19 protein-coding genes are annotated in these 24,488 nt (G+C 73.3%); 5 read left to right on the top strand and 14 right to left on the bottom strand.

Annotation, left to right across the window (positions count from 1 at the left end; all coding sequences use genetic code 11):
- Window positions 1–114: 114 nt before the first annotated feature.
- Both lipA and lipB read right to left on the bottom strand, forming a co-directional pair.
- Window positions 115–1,068 (bottom strand): lipoyl synthase, encoded by a 954-nt coding sequence (lipA, locus tag ACIQ1J_RS02210; protein WP_210958830.1) that lies wholly within the window; start codon window positions 1,066–1,068, stop codon window positions 115–117.
- Window positions 1,069–1,238: 170 nt separating this feature from the next.
- Window positions 1,239–2,036: a lipoyl(octanoyl) transferase LipB gene (lipB, locus tag ACIQ1J_RS02205; RefSeq protein WP_403553317.1), complete on the bottom strand. Its 798-nt coding sequence runs from the start codon at window positions 2,034–2,036 to the stop codon at window positions 1,239–1,241.
- Window positions 2,037–2,272: 236 nt separating this feature from the next.
- Between lipB and ACIQ1J_RS02200 the strand changes: the two genes are divergently transcribed.
- Window positions 2,273–3,736: a regulator gene (locus ACIQ1J_RS02200; protein ID WP_403553315.1), complete on the top strand. Its 1,464-nt coding sequence runs from the start codon at window positions 2,273–2,275 to the stop codon at window positions 3,734–3,736.
- Window positions 3,737–3,748: 12 nt separating this feature from the next.
- Here the strand turns inward: ACIQ1J_RS02200 and ACIQ1J_RS02195 are convergent, their stop codons facing one another.
- Complete coding sequence (locus ACIQ1J_RS02195) at window positions 3,749–5,152, bottom strand: NAD(P)/FAD-dependent oxidoreductase (RefSeq protein ID WP_403553313.1); 1,404 nt, start codon at window positions 5,150–5,152, stop codon at window positions 3,749–3,751.
- Window positions 5,153–5,491: 339 nt separating this feature from the next.
- Window positions 5,492–6,409 carry a TIGR01777 family oxidoreductase gene (locus ACIQ1J_RS02190; protein ID WP_403553311.1) on the bottom strand — a complete coding sequence of 306 codons (918 nt, stop codon included), beginning with the start codon at window positions 6,407–6,409 and terminating at the stop codon, window positions 5,492–5,494.
- Window positions 6,410–6,481: 72 nt separating this feature from the next.
- On the opposite strand from ACIQ1J_RS02190, the gene ACIQ1J_RS02185 reads away from it, so the two are divergent.
- The gene (locus ACIQ1J_RS02185; protein WP_210958840.1) at window positions 6,482–6,976 is read left to right on the top strand and encodes a GNAT family N-acetyltransferase; all 495 of its coding nucleotides are present in this window, start codon (window positions 6,482–6,484) and stop codon (window positions 6,974–6,976) included.
- Window positions 6,977–6,979: 3 nt separating this feature from the next.
- Here the strand turns inward: ACIQ1J_RS02185 and ACIQ1J_RS02180 are convergent, their stop codons facing one another.
- Window positions 6,980–8,164, bottom strand: coding sequence for a MarP family serine protease (locus tag ACIQ1J_RS02180; RefSeq protein ID WP_403553308.1), 1,185 nt, complete (start codon window positions 8,162–8,164; stop codon window positions 6,980–6,982).
- Between the two features lie 244 nt (window positions 8,165–8,408).
- Here ACIQ1J_RS02180 and ACIQ1J_RS02175 point away from each other — a divergent pair, with 244 nt between their 5' ends.
- Window positions 8,409–9,245, top strand: coding sequence for a peptidoglycan recognition protein (locus ACIQ1J_RS02175; protein ID WP_403553306.1), 837 nt, complete (start codon window positions 8,409–8,411; stop codon window positions 9,243–9,245).
- 44 nt (window positions 9,246–9,289) lie between these two features.
- Here the strand turns inward: ACIQ1J_RS02175 and ACIQ1J_RS02170 are convergent, their stop codons facing one another.
- The 7 genes from ACIQ1J_RS02170 to ACIQ1J_RS02140 form a co-directional block, all read right to left on the bottom strand.
- Entirely contained in the window at window positions 9,290–9,811 is a 522-nt protein-coding gene (locus ACIQ1J_RS02170; RefSeq protein WP_210959223.1) for a DUF4240 domain-containing protein, read from the bottom strand.
- A 56-nt stretch (window positions 9,812–9,867) separates the two neighbouring features.
- Window positions 9,868–10,947 (bottom strand): helix-turn-helix transcriptional regulator, encoded by a 1,080-nt coding sequence (locus tag ACIQ1J_RS02165; RefSeq protein WP_403553304.1) that lies wholly within the window; start codon window positions 10,945–10,947, stop codon window positions 9,868–9,870.
- Between the two features lie 71 nt (window positions 10,948–11,018).
- Window positions 11,019–13,721 carry a pyruvate dehydrogenase (acetyl-transferring), homodimeric type gene (gene aceE, locus ACIQ1J_RS02160; RefSeq protein ID WP_403553302.1) on the bottom strand — a complete coding sequence of 901 codons (2,703 nt, stop codon included), beginning with the start codon at window positions 13,719–13,721 and terminating at the stop codon, window positions 11,019–11,021.
- 405 nt (window positions 13,722–14,126) lie between these two features.
- Complete coding sequence (locus tag ACIQ1J_RS02155) at window positions 14,127–14,750, bottom strand: GntR family transcriptional regulator (RefSeq protein ID WP_121746623.1); 624 nt, start codon at window positions 14,748–14,750, stop codon at window positions 14,127–14,129.
- Between the two features lie 207 nt (window positions 14,751–14,957).
- Entirely contained in the window at window positions 14,958–16,808 is a 1,851-nt protein-coding gene (gene sucB / locus ACIQ1J_RS02150; protein ID WP_403553300.1) for a 2-oxoglutarate dehydrogenase, E2 component, dihydrolipoamide succinyltransferase, read from the bottom strand.
- Between the two features lie 63 nt (window positions 16,809–16,871).
- Window positions 16,872–18,260, bottom strand: coding sequence for a dihydrolipoyl dehydrogenase (lpdA, locus tag ACIQ1J_RS02145; RefSeq protein ID WP_210958850.1), 1,389 nt, complete (start codon window positions 18,258–18,260; stop codon window positions 16,872–16,874).
- 374 nt (window positions 18,261–18,634) lie between these two features.
- Window positions 18,635–20,173: a leucyl aminopeptidase gene (locus tag ACIQ1J_RS02140; RefSeq protein WP_403553298.1), complete on the bottom strand. Its 1,539-nt coding sequence runs from the start codon at window positions 20,171–20,173 to the stop codon at window positions 18,635–18,637.
- Between the two features lie 305 nt (window positions 20,174–20,478).
- Between ACIQ1J_RS02140 and ACIQ1J_RS02135 the strand changes: the two genes are divergently transcribed.
- Window positions 20,479–21,261: an endo alpha-1,4 polygalactosaminidase gene (locus tag ACIQ1J_RS02135; protein ID WP_403553297.1), complete on the top strand. Its 783-nt coding sequence runs from the start codon at window positions 20,479–20,481 to the stop codon at window positions 21,259–21,261.
- Between the two features lie 8 nt (window positions 21,262–21,269).
- Here the strand turns inward: ACIQ1J_RS02135 and ACIQ1J_RS02130 are convergent, their stop codons facing one another.
- Window positions 21,270–22,052 carry an adenosylcobinamide-GDP ribazoletransferase gene (locus ACIQ1J_RS02130; RefSeq protein WP_403553295.1) on the bottom strand — a complete coding sequence of 261 codons (783 nt, stop codon included), beginning with the start codon at window positions 22,050–22,052 and terminating at the stop codon, window positions 21,270–21,272.
- Between the two features lie 60 nt (window positions 22,053–22,112).
- Here ACIQ1J_RS02130 and ACIQ1J_RS02125 point away from each other — a divergent pair, with 60 nt between their 5' ends.
- A complete protein-coding gene (locus ACIQ1J_RS02125) occupies window positions 22,113–22,889 on the top strand; it encodes a hypothetical protein (protein WP_403553293.1) in 777 nt (258 codons plus the stop codon).
- A gap of 517 nt (window positions 22,890–23,406) precedes the next feature.
- Here the strand turns inward: ACIQ1J_RS02125 and cobT are convergent.
- Window positions 23,407–24,480 (bottom strand): nicotinate-nucleotide--dimethylbenzimidazole phosphoribosyltransferase, encoded by a 1,074-nt coding sequence (gene cobT, locus ACIQ1J_RS02120; RefSeq protein WP_403553291.1) that lies wholly within the window; start codon window positions 24,478–24,480, stop codon window positions 23,407–23,409.
- Window positions 24,481–24,488: the final 8 nt, after the last annotated feature.

Here is a 24,488-nt window from a genome sequence, read left to right as displayed (position 1 = left end):
GCGATGCCGGGGGCCGGAACGGCGTCGCGGCCCCGACCGGTGTCCTCATCTGCGAGGACGGTCGGGACCGCGGCGTATCGGCCATTACTGGCGAGTAGTGACTTGTGCGTGAATTCACACGGTGGTGGAGTTACGCTGCTCCATCGCCATCCGGTAGAGCCGTCCGGCCCGGTACGAGGAGCGCACCAGCGGGCCCGACATCACGCCGGAGAAACCGATCTGCTCGGCCTCCTGCTGCAGCTCGACGAACTCCTGCGGCTTGACCCAGCGCTCCACGGGGTGGTGGCGCACCGACGGGCGCAGGTACTGCGTGATGGTGATCAGCTCGCAGCCGGCCTCGTGCAGCTGCTTCAGCGCCTCGCTGATCTCCTCGCGCGTCTCACCCATGCCGAGGATCAGGTTGGACTTGGTGACCAGACCGTAGTCGCGGGCCTCGGTGATGACCTTCAGGGAGCGCTCGTAGCGGAAGCCGGGGCGGATGCGCTTGAAGATGCGGGGAACCGTCTCGACGTTGTGCGCGAAGACCTCGGGGCGGGAGGCGAAGACCTCCTGGAGGAGCTCCGGCACCGCGTTGAAGTCGGGGGCCAGCAGCTCGACCTTGGTGCGGCCGTCCGCGCGCTCCGCCGTCTGCTGGTGGATCTGGCGCACCGTCTCGGCGTACAGCCACGCACCGCCGTCCGGCAGGTCGTCACGCGCGACGCCGGTGATGGTCGCGTAGTTCAGGTCCATGGTGACCACGGACTCGCCGACCCGGCGCGGCTCGTCGCGGTCGAGCGCCTCGGGCTTGCCGGTGTCGATCTGGCAGAAGTCGCAGCGCCGGGTGCACTGGTCGCCGCCGATGAGGAAGGTCGCCTCGCGGTCCTCCCAGCACTCGTAGATGTTGGGGCAGCCGGCTTCCTGGCAGACGGTGTGCAGGCCCTCGCTCTTCACGAGGTTCTGCATCTTGGTGTACTCGGGGCCCATTTTCGCCCGGGTCTTGATCCACTCGGGCTTGCGCTCGATGGGGGTCTGGCTGTTGCGGACCTCCAGGCGCAGCATCTTGCGTCCGTCGGGTGCGACTGCGGACACGACCGGCTCCCTAGCGTTTGATTCTTCGGCGTGCCCCAGGGTACGCCCGTTGATTTGTTGGTCGGCGTTGGTGCTGGCCCTGCCGGGGGCTGCCGCCTCCGGGCCCCCGCTCCGGCCTGAACGGCCTCGTCCTCAAACGCCGGACGGGCTTGTTTTATGCCGCGCGGGATTCAGGCCGGTGTCTTCTCGACCACCCTCGGCTTCGGTTCCGCGTTCTCCAGGACGTCGCGCAGGTGGCGCTCGGCCACCGGCAGTACTTCCTCGATGGTGATGTCCCGGCCCAGCTCGTTCGCGAGCGAGGCGACGCCCGCGTCGCGGATGCCGCAGGGGATGATCCTGTCGAACCACTTGTTGTCGGGGTTCACGTTCATAGCGAAGCCGTGCATGGTGACGCCCTTGGCGACCCGGATGCCGATCGCGGCGATCTTGCGGTCCTCGCGGCGCTGGCCGGCGTTGGACGGGGCGTACTCGGGCCCGTTCATCCGCGGGTCGAACTCCTCGTCGGTCAGCCGGGGGTCGAAGTCCAGGGACAGCCCGCCGAGCGCCGGGCGCCGATCGAGTGGGTCGCCCAGCACCCACACCCCGCTGCGGCCCTCGACCCGGGTGGTCTCCAGGCCGAACTCCGCGCAGGTGCGGATCAGGGCCTCCTCCAGCCGCCGCACGTGCGCCACCACGTCCACCGGGCGCGGGAGCTTCTGGATCGGGTAGCCCACCAGCTGGCCCGGACCGTGCCAGGTGATCTTGCCGCCGCGGTCCACGTCGACGACCGGCGTGCCGTCCAGCGGACGCTCGCTGTCCTCGGTGCGCCGGCCGGCGGTGTAGACCGGCGGGTGCTCGAGGAGCAGCACCGTGTCGGGGACCTCGTCGGCGAACCGCGCGGCGTGCACCCGGCGCTGCTCGTCCCACGCCTCCTGGTACTCGACGCGTTCGGCACCGAACCCCATTCGGACGAACCGCAGCTCACTCACGGCAAGTGCCTCCCTGGAAGGTCGTAAGGCACGAACCGTGCCCACGCCACTGTACGACCGCCCGGCCCTCGTCAGCCGGGCGGGCAATCCTCACACGATCGGATGAATACCGCTGAAAGTGTGCGATCGGGTGCTCACTCTCCGCTACATTCGCGCCGTTCACGAGGCCGTAAGGGCTGCTCACAGGCGCTCCGGGCACATCGAACGGCCCGGAAGGCAGGAGACCGCACCGCACCATGACGGAACGACCCGCGCAGCGCACCCCCAACCGCCAGCTCGCCGCGCTCATCGCCGAAGCGGGGTTCTCCAACGCGGGTCTCGCGCGTCGCGTCGACCAGCTCGGACTCGAGCACGGCCTGGACCTGAGATACGACAAGACGTCCGTCACCCGGTGGTTGCGCGGCCAGCAGCCCCGCGGTACCACCCCGGCCCTGATCGCCGAGGTCTTCACCCGGCGTCTGGGCCGCCGCCTGACCGCCCAGGACCTGGGCCTGGACGCCTGCGCCCCCGTCTACGCGGGGCTGGAGTTCGCCGCCTCCCCGGACGAGGCAGTCGACATCGTCGGCGGGCTGTGGCGCAAGGACTCCGGCAGCCACGCCGAACTGCGCAAGATCGCCTTCACCCCGGCGGGCCTCGTCGTGCCCAGCCGGGACTGGCTGATCGGCCGCGCAGACGAGAAGGTGGCCCGCGTCGAGGTGCCCGTGCGCATCCCCGCGCAGGGCCGCGCGGCGGCCCCCAGGATCCCCGTCCCGCTCGACCCGTCCCGCCGGCGGGCCCCGGCCGATCGCGGGCCGGGCCAGAAGGTCACCGGCGGCGACCTCGCCGCGCTGCGCTCGGTCGGCGAGCTGTTCCGCAGCCTGGACGACCGGTACGGCGGCGGACACGCCCGCCAGGCCCTCGTGCGCTACCTGGAGCACGAACTGGAACCGATGCTGCGCGGCACCTACGGCGAGCAGACCGGCCGCCGGCTGTTCGCCGCCGCCGCCGACCTGACCCGGCTCGCGGGCTGGACCTCGTACGACATCGCCGCGCACGGCCTCGCCCAGCGCTACTTCGTGCAGGCGCTGCGGCTGTCGCAGGCGGCCGGCGACCGGGCGTACGGCTCGTACGTGCTGGTCACCATGAGCCGCCAGGCCGTCTACCTGGGCCACGGGCGGGAGGCCGTACAACTCGCGCGGGTGGCGCAGCAGGGGGTGGGGACCTCCGCGCCGCCGGTCGTGCAGACGCTCCTGCACGCAGCCGAGGCGCGGGCGCACGGTCTGCTCGGCGAAGTGCGGGCCTGCACCGCCTCGCTGGTCAGGGCCGAGCGCGCGCTGGAGACCGCCAGGCCGGGCGACGAGGTGCCGCACTGGGCGCGCTTCTTCGACGAGGCGCAGCTCGCCGACGAGTTCGGGCACTGCCACCGCGATCTGCAGCAGTTCCGCGCCGCCGCCCAGCACGCGGAACGCTCGCTGCAACTGCGCGCCCCCGTCTACGCCCGTAGCCGGCTGTTCTGCCGGATCGTCCTCGCCACCGCCCGCCTCGGCCTCGGCGAACTCGACCAGGCCTGCCAGCTGGCCGCCGAGGCGGCCGGGCAGGCGGCCGAGATGCGGTCGGTGCGCGCGACGGAGTACGTACGCGACTTCGAACGGCGCCTGGAGCCGTACCGGGACGCCGCGCCGGTACGGGGATACCGGGACAAGGTGGCGGCACTGGGGTAGCCGGGGCGCGCGTCAGGCGGCTCGGGCCGTCGGCAGGGGGTCGGCGCTGTGCATCGGCCGGCCCGCCCCCAGGTCCGTCAGGATCGCCGCGGACGCCCGGTGGCCCGAGTGCAGCGCGCCCTGGACGGTGCTGGTGTCGCGGTGGTCGCCGCACACGTACAGGCCGGCCAGCAGCCGTACCGGCCGGCGCAGGTCGTGCGGGGCGCGCATCGCGGGCACCGCCTCGGGCGTGTGGTGCACGGCGAGGGTCTCCCAGCGGGTGGTCGGGGTGCCGTAGAGGCGGGACAGGTGAATGCGTACGGCCGTGTCGACTTCGGGCGGGGGAGGGCCGAGGACCGTCGAGGAGACGAGGGCGCGTCCGGCCGGCGCGCGGGACGGGTCCACGTGGCTGACCACGGCCGTGTGGGCGACCGGGCCGCCGCGGTCCGCGTCCAGCAGCAGGGAGGCGCCGGTCGCCGGCGGTTCGCCGGTCGTGTGGTGCACGACCGTCACCGGATGGAAGTCCGGCACGCGCAGCCCCGGCAGCAGCTCGGCCGCGGCGCGGGCGTCGGTCGCCACCAGCACGGCCCGGCAGCGGATGACGCCGTGCTCCGCGGTGGCCACGGCGTTGGTGGCGACCGACGTGACCCGGACGCCGGTGTGCACGGTGCCGGGCGGCAGCGCCCGCGTCAGCAGCTCCGGCAGCGCCTCGGCGCCGCCCTCGGGCAGCCCGAGCCGCCCGCCGGCGAAGGCGCGCAGCGCGAGGTCGGCGCACCGGCTGGAGGTCGTGAGATCCGGGTCGCACAGCAGGGCGGCGAGCAGCGGGCGCAGGAAGCCGTCGATCGTGCGGGCCGGCAGCCCGCGCACCGCGAGGGCCTGGGCGGCGGGCAGCTCCGGGCGGGCCAGCAGCCGTTCGACCGGGGTGCTCCCCAGACGGGTCAGCGCGGCACCGAGCCGGGCCTGGTCGACGGCGGTGCCGAGCGGGGCGCCCGCCCGGGTGCGGGGCACGAGCGCGGGACCGCCGGACGCTCGGGGCGCGTTGGCCGGGCGCCGGGGCGCGGGCACGGACCGGGGGGCGCTTGCTAGGGCGCGCACCGCGTGGAGTGCGCTCCTTGCGCCCCGCGCGCCCCCCGGGGCGCCCGCGCGGTGGTGGCGGCCCTCGCTGTGCAGCAGCACGCCGGGGGCGAAGGGCAGCAGCGCGAGGCCGTCGAGCCCGGGGGTGCGGCGCAGTTCGGGATACGCCGTGGACAGCAGCTGTCCGATTCTGTCGAGCCGGAAGCCGTCGACCTTCTCGGTCGCCATCCGGCCGCCCACGCCATGGGCGGCCTCCAGGACCGTGGTCGCCACTCCTGCGCCGGTCAGCCGATGCGCCGCGGCGAGTCCGGCGATCCCGGCCCCCACGACGACGACGTCCGCCTGGTACGCGGGCTCAAGCACGTGCCCCTCCTCGAGGTTGCGCGGCCGCTGGAGACGTCATGCCCCCAACCGGCTTGTGGGATACCCGAGTTCGAGTCGAGGTTAGGGCCGGAAACGGTCAAGGGGAGTCGCGCGGAGACAGAGCACGGTCGCACGACGGTCGCATACGGGCGCGGTATGGCCTCAAGAGGTCGTCACGCGATCGGCGCAACGGTCTCGGGAAGCTGCGGGGGCAGGGAAGCGGAGACGGCGGCTGCGGAGGCGCCGTGGTGCGCGGCAGCGTGCGGGGCCCTACCCCGACCTACCCCGACCTACCCCGCCCCGCCCCGACCCACCCACCCCACCCACCCCGCCCGCCCCTCACAGCGCTGCCCGGATCGCCCCGTCGATCTCCGGGAACGCGAAGCGGAAACCCGAGTCCAGCAGGCGGGCCGGGAGGACCCGGGCGCTGCCCAGGACGTCGCCGGCCATTTCGCCGAGCGCCGCGCGCAGGACGGGGGCGGGCACCGCGAACGGGGTCGGGCGCCGTAGTACGCGCCCCATGGCCTCGGTGATCTCACGGTTCGTCAGCGGGTGCGGGGCGGTCAGATTGAAGGGGCCGGACAGGTCATCGCGGTCCAGCAGGTGCCGGATCGCCGCCACTTCGTCGTGCAGTGCCACGAAGGACCAGTACTGGGACCCGTCGCCCAGCCGCCCGCCGAGCCCCGCCCGGAAGAGCGGGAAGAGCCGCCCCCAGGCCCCGCCCCCGCGGGCGACGACCAGCCCGGTCCGCACGAACACCGTCCGTACGCCCGCCTCCCGGGCCGGGGCCGCCGCGGCCTCCCACTCCACACACAGGGACGGCAGGAAACCCTCGCCCGCGGGCGCGCTCTCGTCGACGGCACGGTCGCCGGTCTCCCCGTAGAAGCCCATCGCGCTGCCGTTCACGAAGACGCGCGGAGGCCGCTCCAGCGAGGCGACGGCCTCCGCGAGCGCCGCCGTGCCGTGCACCCGGCTGCTGCGGATGCGCGTCTTGTACGCGTCCGTCCAGCGGCGGTCGCCCACCCCGGCCCCGGCCAGATTGACCACAGCGTCGCACCCGTCGAGCCCGGCCGCGTCCACACGTCCGCCCTCGGGGTCCCACCGGACCTCGTCCGCGTTCCGGGGCACGTGTCGCACCAGGCGCACCACGTCGTGCCCGTCCGCGGTCAGGGACCGCACCAGTGCGCCGCCGATGAGACCGGACGCACCGGCCACCGCGACGCGGGAACGTCCCCTGTCCTTGCGTCCATCGTCCATGCGCCCATCCTGCCGCGTGCCCCTGGAAAAACCCCGGACCGCTCTCCGGCCCGGCGTCGTACAGTGACCGTCATGCCAGCTCCGCACATACGCCGGGCCAGATCCGACGACGAGCAGCCATTGCGCCTGCTCGACCGCCAAACCTGGTCCTACCAGCACGCCGTCTCGCCTCCGCCGGAACCGGACCAGGCCTTCTTCAGCGAGCGTTCGGGCCCCGCCGACCACCTGGTGGCCGAGCTCGACGGCGCCGTCGTCGGCTACGTCCGCCTCGGCTTCCCCACGGAACTGGCCTCCAACTCCCACGTGCGCCAGATCCGCGGCCTCGCCGTCTCCGACGCGGCCCGCGGCAACGGCGCCGGCCGCGCCCTCGTCCGGGCCGCCGTGCAGGAGGCCCGCCGCCTGGGCGCCCGGCGCATCACCCTGCGGGTCCTCGGCCACAACACCGCGGCCCGCAAGCTCTACGAGTCCGAGGGCTTCGTCGTGGAGGGCGTGCAGCCGGAGGAGTTCCACCTCGGCGGCGAGTACGTCGACGACGTGCTGATGGGCCGGTCCCTGACCGGCCCCTGACGCTCACGACGTGACCGGCTCGCCGGTGTCCACCGCCTCCGTCGCCTGCGCCGCGCGCCGCGCCTCGTCGGCCACCTCGTCCGCCGTCAGCACGTAACCGGTCCGGGCGTCGGAGGTGGAGCGGGCGAAGACCACGCCGTACACCCGGCCGTCGGTGGTCAGCAGGGGGCCGCCGGAGTTGCCGGGGCGGACCGTGGAGCGGATCGAGTAGATCTCCCGGGTGACGTTCGCGTCGCTGTAGATGTTCTGGCCGGTCGCCCGTATCCGGTTCGCCACCGTCGCCGCCCGCAGGTCCAGGTCGCCGTCCTGCGGGTAGCCCGCGACCACCGCGGGATCGCCGCGCCCCGCGTCGTCGTCGAACCGCAGGACGGGCGCGGACAGGTCCGGGACGTACAGCACGGCCACGTCCTTGCCCGGGTCGAACAGCACCACCCGGGCCGCGTACGACGGACCCACCCCGCCGACCCGCACGCCCGGGTCGTCGACGCCGGCCACCACGTGGGCGTTGGTCATCACGTGCTCCGGCGCGTAGACGAAGCCGCTGCCCTCCCGGCCCCGGGTCCCGGCGACGCCCTCGACCTTGACCGTGCTGAGCTTGGCCGCGTTGGTGGCCGCCGCCGTGACGCTGTCGCCGGAGGGCTCGGCGACCTCGGCGGTCGACTCGTTCTCGAAGGGGTTGAAGACCTGCGGGAAACCCGCCTCGGTCAGCGCGGACGTCGCCCCGGAGAACCACGCCGGCGTGGTGTCAGGCATCGCCCGCTGCACCGCGCCCAGCAGCGTCGAGTCCCGGATCGCCGAGGTGAGCAGCGAGGAGGAGGACGCCGCCAGGACGCTCGCCGCCACCCACGCCACGACCAGCGCGGCCGCCGCGTTGGCCACTGCCCCGCCGACCCCGTCGGCCACCCTGAGCGGCCCCGCGTCCAGCTCCCGGCGCAGCCGCAGCGCGAGCCGCCCCGCCAGTTCGTGGCACACCACCGCCGGCAGCAGCACCGTGACCACGGCGGTCACCGTCGCCGCCGTCGAACCCGGCGCCACCAGATCCATCACCCACGGCAGGCTCCACACGCCGAGCGCCGCACCGCCCACGAAACCGGCCAGCGAGACACAACCGGCCACCAGGCCGCGCCGGTAGCCGGCCGCGGCGTAGGCCAGCACCACCAGCGCCAGCAGGATGTCGAGCAGGTCCACGCGAGCCGCCTTTCCGTCCGGACCCTCTGCGGACCCCCGGACCCTGAGTACGTGCCGGACGGGCCCGGTGGTCAGCCTGGGACGCGCGGCTGTCCGAAAACCCGCCACCCGTGCGCGTCGACGGGTGTGCGAGTGACCGCGAGTGTGTGCGATCAACCGGAAAACGTCCTGGACCAGGACGATGGTTCCACCGGGTGGCACAGCACACATCGCGGATGGAGCGGATCCGCCGGACAGTGGGACCATGCGTGTCTTCCGAGGACCGCGCGAGGCCCGGGAACGGCGTGCGCTTCCCGTACCGGGCGCGGCCCGCGTACGGGGTGCCGTCGCCCGCATGCCGGGCGCGGTACGGGTGCTGCTCGGCTGCCTGCCCGGTCTGGCCGCCGTCGCCGCGCTGGCGCTGTGCGCGAGCGGTGTGGAGCGGGCCGCCACGACGCACGCCCGGCCGGCCGCCGCCGACCGGCACGCCGCGCCCCGGCCGCCCGTCGTGCCCCGGTCGGCCTGGCTGGGCGACGCCGCCCGCGCGCAGCCGCCCCCGCGCTACGACGACAAGATCCTCGCCGTCTTCGTCCACCACACGGACACGCCGAACGGCTACGACTGCGCCGACGTGCCGGCCATCCTCCGCGGTGTCTACACGGGCCAGACCGGCGCCCGGGACTGGGACGACATCGGCTACAACTTCGTCGTCGACCGCTGCGGCACCATCTACGAGGGCCGCGCGGGCGGCATCGACCGGCCCGTCACCGGCGCCCACACCCAGGGCTTCAACCACCGCACCACCGGCATCGCCGCCCTCGGCACCTTCACCGCGGGCGTGCCCGTGCCCGACGCGCTGACCGACGCGATCGCCGCGCTGGCCGCCTGGAAACTCGGCCGCACCGACACCGACCCGCGCGGGAAGGCCAGCCTGGTCTCCAGCAACGGCCTCAGCCGGTACGCCGTCGGTGCCCTCGCCACCCTGCCCGCCGTCGCGGGCCACGACGACGGCTACCAGACCAACTGCCCGGGCGCGGCCCTCACCGCCCGTCTTCCGGACATCAGGGACCGGGCGGCGCGGCTCCAGGACCGGGCCGGCTGACACCCGCGCCGAGCCGGTTGGGCCGGCGGACCGGAGGCGGGCCGTCAGTCCTGGCCGAACCGCTCCCACAGGCGCGGGAACCGCTCGGCGACGGCCCGGTCGTTCTCCAGGTCGATCGCGGTGCCCAGCGGCTCCACGGGCGCGGGCGCGATGCCGAGGTCGGGAGCGACGGTGCCGGTGAGCTGCTCGTAGGCCTCATCGGCCGCGTAACCGAGTTCCTCACCGTCGCCGTCCAGTTCCTCGTCGAAGTCGTCCAGCAGCTCGGCGAGCGAGTCGGGCTCGTGCACCGCGCCCTCGTACACCTCGCGGCCCTGGCCGATCAGCCAGCACCGGAAGTAGTCGAAGGCGTCGTCGCTGGCACCGCCGAGCAGCACCCACGCGGCGCCCCACAGGTCCCAGGTGCAGGCGCGGTTGTAGCGGGCCTCGAAATGGCGGGCGAAGTCGAGTACCAGGTCCGGGTCCATCCCGAGGAGCCGCTCCACGAGCAGGTCGGCCTGGTCCTCGGGATCGCCGTCGGCACCCTGCCGGGTGGCGTCGATCAGCTCCCAGAACTCCGTCTCGTCCATCACGGGTCCAGCATCGGTCCTGGAGGGGTGGTACGCACGTGGAGTGGAGCGGATCGTTATGTGCCGGCCTGGTGGGCGTCGCCGTACATCCCGTCCGTCCCGTCCCCGGACGCGCCGTCGCCGTACATCCCGTCCGTCCCGTCCCCGGACGTCCCGGCGCCGTACAACCCGGCCAGTCGCCGCGCTTCCCGGGCGAACCGCTCCCGCAGCGCCTCGGGCGCCAGCACCTCCACCTCCGGCCCCAGCCCCCTCAGCTGGGTGTGCGCGACCTCCTCGGACTCCACCGGCAGCGTCACCGTCACCCACCCGTGCGCGTCCGGCGCGTCCGCGGCCTCCAGCGCCTCCCGGGCGGACCGCGCGTCGAGGACGTACGGCAGCCCGCGCACGCCCTCCGCCGACAGCCGCACCACGACCTCCGACCGCAGGATCGACCGCGCGAACTGCTCCGCCCGCTCCGCCCAGAACGTGGGCAGGTCGAAGTCGCCGTCCCGCGCGAAGCGCTCCTCGCCCGCGTCCACCGCCGTGAACCGGTCGATGCGGTAGACGCGGAAGGCCCCGCCGCCCGCCGCCCGCGCGACCCTCGCGCACAGATACCAGACGCCCGCCTTCAGCACGAGCCCGTACGGCTCCAGCTCCCGGACGACCTCGTCCTCCCCGCGCCGGTAGCGCGCGGCGACGGTCCGGTCGTCCCAGACCGCGTCCGCGACCGCCGGCAGCAGCTCGGGCGTTCGGGGCTCCCGGAACCAGTTCGGCGCGTCCAGGTGGAACCGCTGCGCCGCCGTGCGGGAGGCGTCCCGAAGAGAGGGGAGCAGGGCGGCCGACACCTTCAGGCGGGCCGCCGACGCCGCGTCCTCCAGGCCCATCTCGCGCAGCGCCCCCGGCACCCCGGACAGGAACAGCGCCTCGGCCTCGCCCCGCGCCAGTCCGGTCAGCCTGGTGCGGTACCCGCCGATCAGCCGGTAGCCCCCGGCCCGGCCCCGCTCCGCGTACACGGGTACGCCCGCCTCCGACAGCGCCTGCGCGTCCCGCGTCACGGTCCGCTCCGACACCTCCAGTTCCTCGGCCAGCTCCGCGGCGGTCATGGCCGGGCGGGACTGGAGGAGCAGCACCATCTTGATGAGGCGGGCAGCGCGCATGCCCACATCATGCAGGAGAACGCGGGAGGCCCCCGCCGGGGCGGGGGCCTCCTGTCAGCTCATGCCGGCCCTTACAGGCCGTAGCGCTCGCGCGCCTCCTTCACGGCCGTCGCCTTGACCTCGCCGCGTCCCGCGAGCTGGGCCAGTGCCGCGACCACGATGGACTCGGCGTCGACGCCGAAGTGGCGGCGGGCGGCCTCACGGGTGTCCGACAGGCCGAAGCCGTCGGCGCCCAGCGAGGACCAGTCCTGCTCGACCCACTGCGCGATCTGGTCCGGGACCTGGCGCATGTAGTCGGAGACCGCGAGGACCGGGCCCTCGGCGCCCTGGAGCGCCTGGCGGACGTACGGGATCCGCTCCTCGCCGCGCAGCAGTGCCGCGTCGGCCTCCATCGCGTCCCGGCGCAGCTCCGTCCAGGAGGTCGCGGACCACACGTCGGCGGACACGCCCCACTCCTCGGCGAGCAGCTTCTGCGCCTTGAGCGCCCAGTGGATCGCCGTGCCGGAGCCGAGGAGCTGGATGCGCGGGGCGTTGGCGGCCGGGGCCAGGCCCGCCGACTCCGCCGTGTTGAAGCGGTACAGACCCTTGACGATGCCCTCGTCCACACCGGCGGCGGACGGCTTGGCCGGCTGCGGCATCGGCTCGTTGTAGACGGTCAGGTAGTAGAAGACGTTCGGGTCCTCGCCGGGGGCCGCCTCGCCGTACATCCGGCGCAGACCGTCCTTGACGATCGCCGCGACCTCGTACGCGAACGCCGGGTCGTACGTCAGCGACGCCGGGTTGGTCGCCGCGATGGCGGGGGAGTGACCGTCCGCGTGCTGGAGGCCCTCACCGGTCAGCGTGGTCCGGCCGGCCGTCGCGCCGACCAGGAAGCCGCGGCCGAGCTGGTCGCCGAGCTGCCACATCTGGTCGGCCGTGCGCTGCCAGCCGAACATCGAGTAGAAGATGTAGAACGGGATCATCGTCTCGCCGTGCGTCGCGTACGACGTCGAGGCGGCGATGAAGTCGGCCATCGAGCCGGCCTCGGTGATCCCCTCGTTGAGGATCTGGCCGTTCTCGGCCTCCTTGTAGTACATCAGCTGGTCGCGGTCGACCGGCTCGTACGTCTGGCCCTTGGGCGAGTAGATGCCCAGGGACGGGAAGAGGCTCTCCATGCCGAAGGTGCGCGCCTCGTCGGGGACGATCGGCACCCAGCGCTTGCCCGTCTCCTTGTCGCGGACCAGGTCCTTGACCAGGCGGACGAAGGCCATGGTGGTGGCCACGTTCTGCGAACCGGAGCCCTTGTCGAAGGACGTGAACGCCTTCTCGGCGGGCGCGGGCAGCGGCGCGACCGGGTGCACGCGGCGGGCCGGAGCCGGACCGCCGAGGGCGGCGCGGCGCTCCTGGAGGTAGCGGACCTCGGGGGAGTCGGCGCCCGGGTGGCCGTAGGGGACCACGCCGTCGACGAAGTCGCTGTCCTTGATCGGCAGACCGAGCAGGTCGCGCATGTCCTTGAACTCGTCCACCGAGAGCTTCTTCATCTGGTGGTTGGCGTTCTTGGACGCGAAGCCGGTGCCGAGGGTGTGGCCCTTGACCGTCTGGGCCAGGATCACGGTCGGCGCGCCCTTGTGGGCGAGCGCGGCCCGGTAGGCGGCGTAGACCTTGCGGGACTCGTGGCCGCCGCGCGAGTAGTGGAAACACTCGAGGATCTTGTCGTCGGACAGCAGCTTCGCCATCTCGGCGAGCTGCGGGTCCTTGCCGAAGAAGTCCTCGCGGATGTAGGCGGCGTCGCGCGTCTGGTACGTCTGCACCTGCGCGTCGGGTACCTCGCGCAGGCGGCGTACGAGCGCGCCGTCGGTGTCGAGCTGGAACAGCTCGTCCCACGCCGTGCCCCACAGCGACTTCACGACGTTCCAGCCGGCGCCGCGGAACTGGGCCTCCAGCTCCTGCACGATCTTGAAGTTGGCGCGGACCGGACCGTCGAGTCGCTGCAGGTTGCAGTTGATGACGAAGGTCAGGTTGTCCAGGCCCTCGCGGGACGCGAGGGTGAGCGCGGTGGTGGACTCCGGCTCGTCCATCTCGCCGTCGCCGAGGAACGCCCACACGTGGGAGTTGGTCAGGTCCTTGATGCCGCGGCTGGTCAGGTAGCGGTTGAACCGCGCCTGGTAGATCGCGGAGATCGGCCCCAGGCCCATCGACACCGTGGGGAACTCCCACAGCCAGGGCAGTCGGCGCGGGTGCGGGTAGGACGGCAGACCGTTCCCGCCGGCCTCGCGGCGGAAGTTGTCCAGCTGCTCCTCGCCCAGCCGGCCGTCGAGGAAGGCGCGGGCGTAGATGCCGGGGGAGGCGTGGCCCTGGATGTAGAGCTGGTCGCCTGAGCCGTCACCCTCCTTGCCCTTGAAGAAGTGGTTGAAGCCGGTCTCGTAGAGCCAGGCCGCGGAGGCGAAGGTGGCGATGTGGCCGCCGACGCCGTGCTTGCTGCCGCGGGTGACCATCGCCGCCGCGTTCCAGCGGTTCCAGGCGGTGATCCGCTGCTCCAGCGCCTCGTCGCCGTCCACGGCGGGCTCGTCGGCGGTCGGGATGGAGTTGACGTAGTCCGTCTCGAGGAGCTTCGGCAGCGCGATGCCGGCGCCCTCGGCGCGCTCCAGTGTGCGGCGCATCAGGTACGCGGCACGGTGCGGCCCGGCCGCCTTGGTAACGGCGTCCAGGGAGGCCTGCCATTCGGCGGTCTCCTCCGGGTCGCGGTCCGGGAGCTGGTCGAGCTCGCTCGGCTGGATGGCTTTGGGGTCGGTCATGTCGCCGCCTTCCTCAGTCGAAGGGGGTTCCCTCATCGTCAAGGGTTCGGGGGTGCCCTAGGTCTTTGGCAGGACAGGGCGCTGGGCTTGGGTGCAAGCCCGTCGGTGACTGTAACTCCCTGATCGATGATCGATCAAAGGGTTGGGGGGCAAAACCTCTCGATTACGAGAAAGTCGGCACGGGGTGCCTTCGGCGATGGCACGGAGTGACCGGTGCTGGTGAGTGTTTGTGCAGGTGAGCGCCGTAGAGCTCGGGTGGTTCGGGGGTGTGGCGGGTGGGGGTGCGCTGTGGTTGTTCGCGCAGTTCCCCGCGCCCCTTTCAGGGGGCGCGGGGAACTGCGCGAACGGGGATCTGGCGGCGGAGCCTCCAGGGACGGGAGGGGCAGGGACGGTGGGGGCGAAGACCTAGGCGCGCGGGGCGCAGCCCAGGACGTGGGCCTTGACCAGGTCCGCGATACGGGGATCCCGGCGACGGAACGCCGCGACCAGCTCCTCGTGCTCCTCCGCGTACGACTGCTGCACCGTCCCCAGCCACCGTATCGACAGCGCCGTGAACACCTCGATGCCCAGCCCCTCCCACGTGTGCAGCAGCACCGAGTTGCCCGCGGCCCGCACCAGCTCCCGGTGGAAGCCGACCGTGTGCCGCACCTGGGCCGTCCCGTCGGACACCCGGTCGGCCGCGTACAGCGCGGCGACGTGCGGTTCGAGGGCCGAGCAGTCCTCGGCGAGCCGGTCCGCCGCCAGCTCCGCGGCGATCGCCTCCAGGCCGGCCCGGACCGGGTAGCTCTCCTCGAGGTCGGCGGCGGTCAGATTGCGTACCCGCACGCCCTTGTTCGGCGCCGACTCGATCAGCCGCAGCGACTCCAGCTCGCGCAGCGCCTCCCGGACCGGGGTCTGGCTGACCTCCAGCTCGGTGGCGATCCGCCGCTCCACGATCCGCTCGCCCGGCTGCCAGCGCCCGCTGATGATCCCTTCCAGGATGTGCTCGCGGATCTGTTCGCGCAGCGAGTGGACGACGGGCGCGGTCATGAGAGCTCCTTCGGGAGGGGCCCCTTCGGCCCCCTGGGGCGTTTGACGCTTAGACAATACGGCCGACGCGGCGGGCGGGAAGGGCGCACGGGGGCGCTTTTACGCAGGTGAGACGAGACTTACACAGCGTGCCGCCGCCGAAACGCGACGGTGCCCCCGCCCGGAGAGCTCCGGGCGGGGGCACCGTACAGGCCCACTGGCAGCGGGTTACAGGCCGAGCTCGACCTCGAACTCGCCCGCCTCCAGGATCGCCTTGACCGCCGTCAGGTAACGGGCGGCGTCGGCGCCGTCCACCAGACGGTGGTCGTAGGACAGGGTCAGGTACGTCATGTCGCGGACGCCGATGGACGTGCCCTCCTCCGTCTCGATGACGGCGGGGCGCTTGACCGTGGCGCCGATGCCGAGGATGGCGACCTGGCCCGGCGGCACGATGATCGTGTCGAACAGCGCGCCGCGCGAACCGGTGTTGCTGATGGTGAAGGTCGCGCCCGCCAGCTCGTCCGGGCTGATCTTGCTGGCCCGCACCTTGCCCGCCAGGTCGGCGGTCGCCTTGGCGATGCCGGCCAGGTTGAGGTCACCGGCGTTCTTGATGACCGGGGTCATCAGGCCCTTCTCGGAGTCCACCGCGATACCGACGTTCTCGGTGTCGAAGTAGGTGATGGTCCCCTCGGCCTCGTTGATCTTGGCGTTGATCGGCGCGTGCGCCTTCAGCGCCTGGGCCGCGGCCTTGACGAAGAACGGCATCGGCGAGAGCTTGACGCCCTCCCGGGCCGCGAACGCGTCCTTGGCACGGGCGCGCAGCTTCATCAGGCGGGTGACGTCGACCTCGACGACCGACGACAGCTGGGCCTGCTCGTGCAGCGCCTTGACCATGTTGTCGCCGATGACCTTGCGGATGCGCGGCATCTTGACGGTCTGGCCACGCAGCGGGGAGGCCTCCAGGGCGGGGGCCTTCTTCGCGGCGGGCGCGGCAGCGGCGGCCGGAGCCGGAGCGGCGGCCTTGGCTGCCTCGGCGGCGGCGGCGACGTCCTGCTTGCGGATGCGGCCGCCGACGCCGGTGCCCTTGACGGTGGACAGGTCGACGCCGTTCTCGGCGGCGAGCTTGCGCACCAGCGGGGTGACGTAGGCGCCGTCGTCCACCGGCTGGGCGGCGGCCGGGGCGGCCGGAGCGGCGGCCGGGGCCGGCGCGGGCGCCGGGGCGGACGGAGCCGGGTCGGGCGCCGGGGCGGTCTGCTGCTGCGGAGCCGGGGCCGAGGGGGCCTGCGGCGCCGGAGCGGCGGGGGCCTGCTGGGCCGGGGCGGCCTGCTGCGGAGCCGGGGCCTGGGCGGGCTCGGGCTGCGCGGGGGCGGCCTGGGCGGGCTCGGGCTGCGCGGGGGCGGCCGGGGCCTCCTGGGCCGGGGCGGGGGCCGGAGCAGCACCCGCCTCGCCGATGACGGCGAGCTTGGCGCCGACCTCGGCGGTCTCGTCCTCGCCGACCACGATCTCCAGCAGGGTGCCGGAGGCGGGCGCCGGGATCTCGGTGTCGACCTTGTCGGTGGACACCTCCAGCAGCGGCTCGTCGGCCTCGACCGAGTCGCCGACCGACTTCAGCCAGCGGGTGACGGTGCCCTCGGTGACGGACTCGCCGAGCGCGGGCAGGACCACGTCCGTGCCCTCGGCGGAACCGCCGCCGGCGGCGGCGTCGGCGCTGGGAGCGGGCGCCGGGGCGGTCTGCTCGGTGGAGGGGGCGGCCGGGGCGGGCTCGGGGGCCGGCTCGGCGACCTGCTCGGCCTGCGGGGCCTGCTCGGCGGCCGGGGCCTCCTCGGCCGCCGGGGCGCCGGAACCGTCGTCGATCAGCGCCAGCTCGGCGCCGACCTCGACGGTCTCGTCCTCGGCGACCTTGATGGAGGACAGCACGCCGGAGGCGGGGGCCGGGATCTCGGTGTCGACCTTGTCGGTCGAGACCTCGAGCAACGGCTCGTCGGCCTCGACGCGCTCACCCTCGGCCTTCAGCCAACGGGTGACGGTGCCCTCGGTGACGCTCTCGCCGAGCGCCGGAAGGGTTACGGAAACCGCCATGGTTTCGGTTGCTCCTTACGAATTGCGGAAGTCTGTGTCGTCGCGCCCAATGACCGAGGGAGGTCAGTCGTGGGAGTGCAGGGGCTTGCCGGCCAGCGCCAGGTGGGCCTCGCCGAGCGCCTCGTTCTGCGTCGGGTGGGCGTGGACGAGCTGGGCCACCTCGGCCGGCAGCGCCTCCCAGTTGTAGATCAGCTGGGCTTCGCCGACCTGCTCGCCCATACGGTCGCCGACCATGTGGACGCCGACCACGGCACCGTCCTTGACCTGGACGAGCTTGATCTCACCCGCGGTCTTCAGGATCTTGCTCTTGCCGTTGCCCGCCAGGTTGTACTTCAGGGCGACGACCTTGTCCGCACCGTAGATCTCCTTGGCCTTGGCCTCGGTGATGCCGACGGAGGCGACCTCCGGGTGGCAGTACGTCACCCGCGGCACACCGTCGTAGTCGACCGGGACGGTCTTCAGGCCGGCGAGCCGCTCAGCCACCAGCATGCCCTCGGCGAAGCCGACGTGCGCGAGCTGGAGGGTCGGCACGAGGTCACCGACGGCGGAGACGGTCGGGACGTTGGTCCGCATGTACTCGTCGACCAGGACGTAGCCGCGGTCCATGGCGACCCCGGCCTCCTCGTAGCCCAGGCCCTGCGAGACCGGGCCGCGGCCGATGGCGACGAGCAGGACCTCGGCCTCGAACTCCTTGCCGTCGGCGAGGGTGACCTTGACGCCGTCCTGGGTGTACTCGGCCTTCTCGAAGAAGGTGCCCAGGTTGAACTTGATGCCCCGCTTGCGGAAGGCGCGCTCCAGCAGCTTCGAGCTGTTCTCGTCCTCGACCGGTACGAGGTGCTTGAGGCCCTCGATGATCGTGACGTCGGTGCCGAAGGACTTCCACGCGGAGGCGAACTCGACGCCGATGACGCCGCCGCCCAGGACGATCGCGGACTTCGGCACGCGGTCCAGCGTGAGGGCGTGGTCGGAAGAGATGATCCGGTTGCCGTCGATCTCCAGGCCCGGCAGCGACTTCGGCACGGAGCCGGTCGCCAGCAGGACGTGGCGGCCCTGGACGCGCTGACCGTTCACATCGACGGAGGTCGGCGAGGACAGCCGTCCCTCGCCCTCGATGTAGGTCACCTTGCGCGAGGCGATCAGACCCTGCAGGCCCTTGTACAGGCCCGAGATCACGTCGTCCTTGTACTTGTGGACGGCCGCCATGTCGATGCCCTCGAAGGTGGCCTTCACACCGAACTGCTCGCTCTCGCGGGCCTGGTCGGCGATCTCGCCCGCGTGCAGCAGGGCCTTGGTGGGGATGCAGCCGTTGTGCAGGCAGGTACCGCCGACCTTGCCCTTCTCGATCAGGGCGACGTCCAGGCCCAGCTGTGCCCCGCGCAGCGCCGCGGCGTAACCACCGCTGCCGCCGCCGAGGATCACTAGGTCGAAAACAGTGCTGGCGTCGTTCGCCACGTCACGTCCTCCATGCATGTGCGCCACGCCGGTCTCCAGTGACCGGTCGGCGGCTGGTGTCCGGCCGCTCTTTGTTCTCGGCCCTTGAGGTGGGCCCTGTCCTGCCGAGCCCCATCTTCGCACTTGTAGGGGGCGGACGAGACGTGGGGCCGGTGTGTGAGACGTCCCACGTTCACCCGGCGGGGGACGGTGGGGCGGTGCCGCCAGGGGCGCGGGGCCGTGTTCGATCCGCGGCTCCGCCGCGTGGGCGCGACCGGCCGGGCCAGTCGGCCACCGACGGAGGGCGACGCCGCCAGGGGCACGGGGAACCCCGCGACCAGCCACAACGGACGCGCGGCCGCCGAATCACCCGCACCCCCGAGCTCTCGGGAGCCCTAGCCCAGATCGCCCGCAGCCGTCAGCTCCGCGACCCGCACCAGCGTCCGCACGGCCGTCCCGGTCCCGCCCTTGGGCGTGTACCCGAACGGTCCGCCCTCGTTGAACGCCGGACCCGCGATGTCCAGGTGCGCCCAGGTGATGCCCTCGCCGACGAACTCGCGCAGGAACAGGCCGGCCACCAGGCCGCCGCCCATCCGCTCACCCATGTTGGCGATGTCGGCGGTCGCCGAGTCCATGCCCTTGCGCAGGTGCTCGGGCAGCGGCATCGGCCAGGCCGGCTCGCCGACCTCTTCCGCGGCCTCGTGCACCGCCGCGCGGAACGCGTCGTCGTTCGCCATGACCCCGTACGTCCGGCTGCCCAGCGCCAGCATCATCGCGCCGGTGAGGGTCGCCACGTCGATGATCGCGTCCGGCTTCTCCTGCGAGGCCGCCCACAGCGCGTCGGCCAGCACGAGCCGGCCCTCGGCGTCGGTGTTGAGCACCTCCACCGTCTTGCCGCTGTACATGCGCAGCACGTCGCCCGGGCGGGTCGCCGAGCCCGACGGCATGTTCTCGGCCAGCGCCAGCCAGCCGGTCACGTTGACCTCCAGGCCGAGGCGCGCGGCGGCGACGACCGCGGCGAACACGGCGGCGGCACCGGCCATGTCGCACTTCATCGTCTCGTTGTGCCCGGCCGGCTTCAGCGAGATGCCGCCCGAGTCGTAGGTGATGCCCTTGCCGACGAAGGCGAGCGACTTCGTCGCCTTGGACGAGGTGTACGACAGCTTCACCAGTCGCGGCCCGGCGGCCGAGCCGGCGCCGACGCCGAGGATGCCGCCGTAACCGCCCTTGGCGAGCGCCTTCTCGTCGAGCACCTGCGCCTTGATGCCGTGCTCCTTCGCGGCGGCCTGCGCGACCGCCGCGAACGCCTCGGGGTCGAGCTCGTTCGGCGGGGTGTTGACCAGGTCGCGGGCGCGGTTCAGCTCCTCGGAGACGGCGACGGCACGCTCGATCGCCGCCTTGTACGCCTTGTCCCGGGGCTTGCCGCCGAGCAGCGCGGCCTCGGCCAGCGGGGCCTTGCCGTTCTTGGCCTTGGCGGCGTCCTGTCCCTGACGGCCCGACTCCTTGTAGACGTCGAAGGAGTACGCGCCGAGCAGCACGCCCTCGCCGACGACGCCGGCGTCGGCGGCCTCGGCGAGCGGGAGGGCGAAGGCGGCCTTCTTGGCGCCGGCCAGGGCGCGGGCGGCCACGCCGGCGGCCCTGCGCAGTGCCTCGGCGTCGAAACCGGCGTCCTTCTCGGGCTCGGAGCCCAGGCCCACCGCCACCACGACGGGCGCCTTGAAGCCGGACGGAGCGGGCAGCTTCGTCACCTCGCCCTCGGCGCCGGTGGCACCGAGGGTCTCCAGGACGCCGGCGAGCCGGCCGTCGTACGCCTTGTCCACGGCCTCCGCGCCCGGTGCGACGACCAGGCCCTTGGCGTTCTTGGCGACACCGATCACGATCGCGTCGGCCCGCAGGCCGGGCGCCGCGGCGGTGGAGAGAGTGAGAGCAGTCACGGTGGTGAATTCTCGCTTCCGTATGAAGTCTTGTATGGCCGAATGCGGGTGGGTCGACCGGGCCCGACAACCGACCCTAGATCCCTCCTGCGATGCGGTCTTTACCCGGGCAGGCAAACACCCGGCACGAGCCTACGCTCGCGCCCGGCTCCGCTCCCTCCCGCGGGGCCGCGGATTCCCGCCCGGGGCGCGGTTTCCCAGTGGGCGCGGTCTCCCACGGACCGTGGTTTCCCGCTCGGTTTCCGGGATGGGAGATCATTCCTGGGGTACGCCACCGCGCCACCCCACACCATGGAGCACGCCCCGTGAGACGCCCGGTCCTGTCGATAGCCCTTCTCCTGCTCCTCGCGGGCTGCTCGTCGTCCCCCGACGACGAGCCGGAAGCCGGCGACCGCTGGCAGCCCCGGCCCGGCACCGCCTGGCAGTGGCAGCTCAGCGGCAGGCTCGACACGTCCGTCGACGTACCGGTCTACGACATAGACGGGTTCGACCACACCGGGTCCACCGTGGCCGCGCTGCACGACGACGGCCGCAAGGTCATCTGCTACCTGTCCACCGGCGCCTGGGAGGACTTCCGCCCCGACGCGGAGAAGTTCCCCAAGTCGGTGCTGGGCAAGGGGAACGGCTGGGAGGGGGAGCGCTGGCTGGACATCCGCGCGGCGGACGTCCTGGAGCCGCTGATGGCCGAGCGCATCGACATGTGCCGCGAGAAGGGCTTCGACGCGGTCGAGCCGGACAACATGGACGGCTACAAGAACGAGACCGGTTTCCCGCTCACCGCCGACGACCAGCTCCGCTACAACCGGCTGATCGCGAAGCTCGCCCACGACCGGGGCATGGCCGTCGGGCTGAAGAACGACCTGGACCAGATCCCCGAGCTGGTGGGCGACTTCGACTTCGCGGTCAACGAGCAGTGCGCCCAGTACGGCGAGTGCGCCGACAACCAGCCGTTCATCGACGCGGACAAAGCGGTCTTCCACGTCGAGTACGAGCTGCCGACCGACGGCTTCTGCGCCGAGTCCCGTGAGCTGAGGCTGAGTTCGATGCTGAAGAAGTACGAACTGGGGGTGTGGCGCGAGGCCTGCTGAGCCCGGGCTCAGCCGAGGACCAGCACCACGAGCGCGGTGGTGGCCGCCGTCTCCGCGACCCCGCCGAAGACGTCGCCGGTGACCCCGCCGAAGCGGCGGACGCAGTGCCGCAGCAGCAGTTCGGCGACGGCTACGGCGCACAGCACGGCGAGCGCCGTACGGACCGCGTCGTACGGCCCGAGGAGTGCGCCCGCCGCCGCCCCGGCCGCCGTGACGATGGCGGTGACCGCCGTCGCGCCACCCGCCGGCACCACTCCGGCGACCGCCGCGCCCAGACCCTCCGGGCGGGCGGCGGGCACCCCGGACCGGGCGGCGAGCGAGAGCGCCAGCCGGGCGGCGGTCGCCGAGACCACGGCGGCGAGCGCGCCCCGCGCCCAGGACCCGTCGTAGGCCTGGGCCAGCGCGGCCACCTGGGCGAACAGCACGAACACGAGGGCGAGTACGCCGAACGGCCCGATGTCCGACTGCTTCATGATCCGCAGCGCGTCCTCGGCGGGCTTCCCGCTGCCGAGCCCGTCCGCGGTGTCGGCCAGTCCGTCCAGGTGCAGGCCGCGCGTCAGCACCGCGGGTACGGCGGCCGTGGCGACCGCGGCGAGCAGGCTTCCCGCGCCCAGGAACAGCAGCAGGAGCCCGGCCGCCGCGGCGAGGAGGCCGACGGCCAGTCCGGCCAGCGGCGCGCACAGCATGCCGCCGCGCGCCGCTTCCCGGTCCCAGCGGGTCACCTTGACCGGGAACACGGTGAGGGTGCCGAAGGCGAAGCGGAGGCCGTCGGGGGAGGGGGTCCTGAGCACCGGCGCAGACTACCCGGCGGTCACCAGGGCACCGGCGCGGGCTGGGGATAAAGTTCGCATATGGGAGATTGGTGGCAGCGCAACATCATGGAACCGGGCAAGCTGCCGCTGCTCCTCGCCCTGGCGGCCTTCGTCCTGACGTTCGTGATCACCCGGGTCATCACCCGGCTCATCCGGGCCGGCAAGGGCCCCTTCGGCAACGTCAAGGCGGGCGGCGTGCACATCCACCACGTCGTCCCGGGGATCGTCCTCACCGTCGTCGGAGGCTTCGGCGCGGTCGCGGGGGGCCGGCACGGGTTCGGCTCCGCCCTCGCGGCGGTGGTCTTCGGTGTCGGGGCGGGCCTCGTCCTGGACGAGTTCGCGCTGATCCTGCACCTCGACGACGTCTACTGGACCGAGGCGGGGCGGCAGAGCGTGGAGGTCGTGGCGGTCACCGCGGCCCTTGTCGGACTGTTGCTCGCCGGATTCACGCCGTTCGGCGTCGACGGCATGTCCGAGGACGAGTTGCAGGGCCGCGCCAACATCATCGCGACCGTCGCGGGGAACTTCTTCTTCTCCCTCCTCGCCCTGGCCAAGGGCAAGGCCCGTCTCGCGGTCTTCGGGGTGATCGTCCCCCTTGTCGCTCTGATCGGCGCGGTCCGCCTGGCCCGCCCGGACTCGCTCTGGGCCCGCCGCTTCTACGGCCGCCGCCCGCGCGCCCGTGCCAGGGCCCGCCTGCGGGCCTACCACCACGACCGGCGCTGGTCCGGGCCCCGCCGCGCCTTCCAGGACTGGATCGGCGGCCGCCCGGACCCGGACCTGGCCTCGGCCCCGGACCCGGACCCGGACCGCCGGTGATGCCTGCGGTGGCCTGTGGGGGTGGGTGGGGGTGCGGGAGCGCGTTCTGTCGTAGCTGCGGGCAGTCGCCGCCGCCTCGTGCAGCTGCGGGCAGTCGCCGCCGCCTCGTGCAGCTGCGGGCAGTCGCCGCCGCCTCGTGCAGCTGCGGGCAGTCGTGCCGCTGGGGTGGCACGGGTGGGCGCAGCGGCACTCCGTGGTGCCGGGTTGCGTGGCTGACTCCTGGCCCGCGCCGGGGGCGGGCACTCCGTGGTGCCGGGTTGCGTGGCTGACTCCTGGCCCGCGCCGGGGGCGGGTGTTCCGTGGTGCCGGGCTGCGTGACCCACCCCTGGCCCGCGCCGCCGGCGGGCACTGCGTGGTGCCGGGCTGCGTGATTCGCTCCCGGCGCGCGCCCACGCCGGGCACTCCGTGGCGCCGGGCCGTGCGACTCGCTCCCGGCCCGTCCCCAGCCCGGGGCACCCCGCGAACGCCGGTCCGCCGACCCCGCCTCACTCACGCCGGACGAGCCGCTGCCGCCGGCTCACTCCGCCGCGACCGCCACCTCACCGTCGGAGACCTCCGGCAGCTCCGCCGCCAGCGCCGCCGCGGCCTGGACCAGCGGCAGTGCCAGCAGGCCCCCCGCGCCCTCGCCCACCGTCACGCCCTGGGACAGCAGCGGCTCCAGGGCCATCCGGTCCAGCGCCTTGGCCTGGCCCGGCTCCCCGCTGTCGTGGGAGGCCAGCCACCAGTCGGGTGCCCGGAAGGCGACCCGCTGCCCGACCAGCGCGCAGGCGACCGTCACGACGCCGTCCAGGATCACCGGCGTCTTCCGCACCGCGCTCTGCAGCAGGAAGCCCGTCATCGCGGCGAGGTCGGCACCGCCCACGGTCGCGAGCAGCTGCAACTGGTCCCCGAGCACCGGCCGGGCGCGGCGCAGCGCGTCGCGGATCGCCGCGCACTTGCGCATCCAGGCCAGGTCGTCGATCGCCAGCCCGCCCCGCCCGGTGACGACCGACGCGTCGGTCCCGCACAGCGCGGCGACCAGCACGCCCGCCGCCGTGGTCCCGCCCACGCTCACATCGCCCAGCACCACCAGGTCCGTGCCGGAGTCGGCCTCCTCGTCGGCCACCGCCATCCCGGCCCGGAAGGCGGCCCCGGCCTCCTCCAGGGTCAGCGCGTCCTCGATGTCGATGCGCCCGCCGCCGCGCCGCACCCGGTGCCGCACGACGTCGGCCGGCAGCGTCTCCGGCTCGCAGTCCAGGGCCATGTCGACGACCCGCACCGGCACGCCGAGGCGCCGGGCGAGCACGGACACGGGCCGGCCGCCCTCCAGGACCTCGCGCACCAGCTCGCCGGCGCCGCCCGCGGGCCGCGCCGAGACGCCCAGCTCGGCCACCTTGTGGTCACCGGCGAACAGCACCACCCGGGGCCGTTCGATCGGCCGCACCGGTACGGCGGACTGCGCCGAGGCCAGCCACTCGCCCAGGTCGTCCAGGCGGCCCAGTGATCCGGGCGGCACGACCTGACGCTCCCGGCGCGCCTCGGCGTCGCGGCGCACCCCGCCGTCGGGGCGCTCGATCAGATCGGTGAAGTCGTCGAGATTCAGCGAGCTCATTCGTCGAA

The organism is Streptomyces sp. NPDC097107, from assembly GCF_044762405.1.
Classification (GTDB): domain Bacteria; phylum Actinomycetota; class Actinomycetes; order Streptomycetales; family Streptomycetaceae; genus Streptomyces; species Streptomyces thinghirensis.
Note: the sequence above shows the minus strand (reverse complement) of the source record. Positions and strands in the feature narration are given on the sequence as shown.